Genomic DNA, 3,699 nt, shown 5'->3' on the forward strand with positions numbered 1-3,699 from the left:
GGGGAAGTCCAGCACGTCAAACGACTCTCCGCGTGGACCGGACTGGGAAAAGCCGAGGCGGACACGTTGTTCGAACTGCCAGCGGGCAGTGCCGCCGACGTGTCGGTCGGCGATTCGGTTCGGTTGATCGAATAAGTCTACTCGATGTCCTGGAGCGGCGAGAAGCCATCCACGGGTGTCACCGAATAATCGACGGTCAGCGTGTCCTTCGTGGCGCGAATCTTGCCGACGAAGGTCGAAATCTCTTCGAGCGTGCCTTCGAGGACGAACAGTTCCATACAGTGGTGGTCACCGATGTGGCTGTGGAAGTTCGAGGCAACGAGTCCTTCGTGTTCGTGACGCAAGTGCATCATCCGCTCCTCGACGTTCGTCGTCTCGTAATCGAACATCACCGTGACGATGCCCATCAGTTCACGGTCTTCGAGCCTGCGGTCCTCGAACTCGCCGAGGAGGTTTCGACTGGCTTCGCGGACGACCTCGCTCCGTCCGGTGTAGCCGTGCTCATCGGCGAATTGATCGATTCTAGAGAGCAGTTCGTCGGGCATGGAGACGCTCACGACGGTCATGTATTAACTCAGCACCGGATCGCTATTAGAATCTTATTATCAGTACTCGAACGTGATCCGTTCTTCCGTCGGATCGATCGTCGCTTTGCCGCCGACTGGAATCGGGGCGACCGGCGCGGTGTGACCGAAGTCGAGGTCGAAAACGACCGACGCATCCGGGTTGTACTCGCCGACGAGGTCGGTGATGGCGTCGCGTTGGCGTTCGCGGTAGGCCGCGCGTTCTTCGGGTGGTCGCTGGTCTTCGACGGCCTGCGCTTTCGCCCGTCCGACGAGCACGGCCGAAAACCGAGAGAGTAGTCCACGTTCGCCCATTCCCATCAGCGTCCAGCGAACGTCGAACTCGCTCGGCAGTTCCTCGGACGTTTCGAGCAGGAGAACCGCACCGTCGAGTTCCCCGGCAGGGGGGAGATAGCGATTGACGGATAACTGCTGGTCGACGACGGCGAGACAGCCACCCCACGTCCTACCCGTGACGGTTTCGTCCGCATCGACAGTGCTGCCGCCGCGCCACTCCCATCCTGAATTCGATTCCATTTCTCGACGTTCGTGGAGATTTTCGGGATCGTCCCAGTTCAGGTCCTCGTCGGTGAATCGCTCGGACGGGCGGAGTTCGCCGAACGAATCTTCGAACATCGCCCGCTTCAGATACTCCACGGTGTACTCGTGCATCGACCCCTGCATGGCGAACTCGGTGAAGAGACAACCGCCGTAAAACGAGACGATTCCCTCGTTCCAAAGCGCCATCTGGAGGTTCGTGTTGTCGCTGATGCCGTAGAACCGCGTCGGGTTCTCGCGGAGCACATCCGTGTCGAGGTGTGGCAGGATTCGAACTTGGTCGGCCCCGCCGATGACCGCGATGACGCCTGCGATGTCGGGGTCCGCGAAGGCGTCCATCACGTCCTCCGCCCGCGCTTCAGGGTGGTCGTACAACCACTCGGGGGATTTCGTCGCCGTCGGGAATTCGACTGGGTTCAGGCCGAACACCGATTCGAGGCGCTCCAGTCCCAATTCGTAGACGTCCGGGAACACCGTTGCGAGGCTCGTTCCGGGGGCGACGATGGACACGTCGTCGCCCGGTTCGAGCGCGGGCGGCAGGATGAAATCGGTCATGGGATACATGTCTCTTATGTGTCTCAAATAGCTTTCCACCCGTCAGTTACGGTTCCACTAACGGGCCATTAATCGAAAAATTTGCTGACAGAGCTTTCCTAATTCGAACTTAATCGTGCCATAACAAAGAGTCGAAACGGTGTCCCTGTGTGTATGTCAAACCGCTCCGTGGACGGATTCGAGACGCGCCACGCGTGGCCGGCGCTCGCTCCGAATCGGGCGTGGTTGTTGGCGGCACTCGTCGGGGGGAAGACGCTCGACGCCGTGAGCACCATCACCGTCCTCAAACTCCGAACGGACGTCTTCGAATCGGTGTGGCTCACCCGGACGCTCATGGATCATTTCGGTATGGTTGCCGGGTCGCTCCTCACCCTCTTGTTCGCCGTCATCGGCGTCACCCTCCTCGCCGAGAGCGGCCTCCTTTTCGAGCGTGTATTTCCGAGTTCGTGGGTACCGACCGGCTACCCGGCCGCCTTCAGAACCACGATCTATCTCTCAGCAGGCGCTTGGTACACCTTCCTCGGGGTTCACAACTTTCTGTTCCTGTTCTGAAACCCGTCCCGCACGACGGCACTGAAACACCGATACATCGAAGTACCGCACGGACTGAAACTCACTCATGAGCACGGAAGACACGGACCCGGTACAACACGCGGACGGAATGACGCGATTGACCTCCCCGATGCAGGAGTTCACGATGGGACAGGTGACGACCGGACTCGTCGTCTTCGTCATCGGCGCTATCCTCGTGTTCGGCGTTCCGCTCTTGATCTAAACTCGTTTCTGTCCGCTTCCCGTCGACCGTTCCGATGATAGACGAGTGAAAAGAATTCGGTGTGCTCTCTTCCTTACGTCCGAGACGGGCTTACTCCAGTTCCCGAACGAGGACGTTCCGTAGCTCAGCGATTTCGTCCGCCGTGTAGCGGAGACCCTCGCCATCGGCGTCGATTTGGAGCGTTCCGGAGTCGTTCGCCTGTCCGAGTTCGGTGACCGGGGCGACGCCGTCGAAGGCTTCGACGACGGCGTCCGGATCGGTCGTCTCGACCACGGCACGACCGGGGAGTTCGCTGAACAGCGACTCGTGGGCGTCGACGTCGTCGAGCGAAACCGTCGCCCCCGCGTCGTCCGACACCATCTCGGCGAGCGTTACCGCGAGACCGCCGTCGCTCACGTCGTGGACGGCGAGGGTGGCGTCTCCCGTGACGACATCGCGGAGGGTGGCGAGGCGTTCGCTCGCGTTCTCCGGAAGCGTCGGGAAGCGGTCATTCCCGCCGACCTGTGCGAGGTATTCGGACCCGCCGAGTTCGGCGGCGGGTTCGCCGACGAGCAACAGGGTCCCCTCGCCTGCGAGTTCCGTCGGTGGTGCGTCGTACTCCTCCGTCGTTCCCGTCATCGCCAGCGTTGGCGTCGGCGGAATCGGGCCGCTCGGCGAGTCGTTGTAGAGCGAGACGTTCCCGCCGACGACCGGCACGTCGAGTTCGGAACACATGTCGGCGAGACCATCCACGATGCCCTTGAATCCGCCGTACACGTCCGGTTTCTCGGGATTGCCGCCGTTCAGGCAATCGACCGCGGCGAGCGGCGTCGCGCCTTTGGCCGCGAGGTTGGTCGCGTTTTCGAGCGCGACCGCACGGGAACCGTCGTAGGGTGCCGTCGTCGTCCAGTTGGGGTTCGCGCCGGACGAGAACGCGAGACCGAGTTCGGCGCGGCGAATCGCGAGGACGGCCGAGTCGTCGCCCGGAAGCACCGAGGTCCGCGTCTGGACTTCGTGGTCGTACTGGCGGTACACCCACGACTTGTTCGCGCAGTTGGGCGACCCGACGACTGCCTCGAACGCTTCGCGCACGTCGGCGTCCGGCAGGTCGCGGTTCGGTTGCGTCGGCGCTTCCGACGGGAGGTCGTTCATCGGCGCGCCGTCACCGAGGAACTCGGCGGGCACGTCCACGACCGTCTCGCCCTCGAACTCACAGACGTAGTTGCCGTCGGTCACGTCGCCGATGACGGTGCAACCGAGGTCGTACTT

5 protein-coding genes are annotated in these 3,699 nt (G+C 62.1%); 2 read left to right on the forward strand and 3 right to left on the reverse strand.

The features are described 5' to 3' along the window. Window positions 1-137: 137 nt before the first annotated feature. Both WBV42_RS08490 and WBV42_RS08495 read right to left on the reverse strand, forming a co-directional pair. Window positions 138-566, reverse strand: a complete 429-nt coding sequence (locus WBV42_RS08490; RefSeq protein WP_253228259.1) for a CopG family ribbon-helix-helix protein — start codon at window positions 564-566, stop codon at window positions 138-140. A 39-nt stretch (window positions 567-605) separates the two neighbouring features. Beyond that, a complete protein-coding gene (locus WBV42_RS08495; RefSeq protein ID WP_423985644.1) occupies window positions 606-1,676 on the reverse strand; it encodes a S66 family peptidase in 1,071 nt (356 codons plus the stop codon). A gap of 153 nt (window positions 1,677-1,829) precedes the next feature. On the opposite strand from WBV42_RS08495, the gene WBV42_RS08500 reads away from it, so the two are divergent. Together WBV42_RS08500 and WBV42_RS08505 are read left to right on the forward strand one after the other, a co-directional pair. Then, window positions 1,830-2,228: a hypothetical protein gene (locus tag WBV42_RS08500; RefSeq protein ID WP_423985645.1), complete on the forward strand. Its 399-nt coding sequence runs from the start codon at window positions 1,830-1,832 to the stop codon at window positions 2,226-2,228. A gap of 67 nt (window positions 2,229-2,295) precedes the next feature. Continuing rightward, on the forward strand, window positions 2,296-2,451 hold the full coding sequence (locus WBV42_RS08505) for a DUF7550 family protein (protein ID WP_190303743.1): 156 nt from the start codon (window positions 2,296-2,298) through the stop codon (window positions 2,449-2,451). Window positions 2,452-2,541: 90 nt separating this feature from the next. Here the strand turns inward: WBV42_RS08505 and WBV42_RS08510 are convergent. Then, the coding region (locus tag WBV42_RS08510; RefSeq protein WP_423985646.1) for an AIR synthase related protein at window positions 2,542-3,699 on the reverse strand (1,158 nt) is incomplete at its 5' end.

Source organism: Haladaptatus sp. (genome assembly GCF_049589095.1).
GTDB lineage: Archaea > Halobacteriota > Halobacteria > Halobacteriales > Haladaptataceae > Haladaptatus.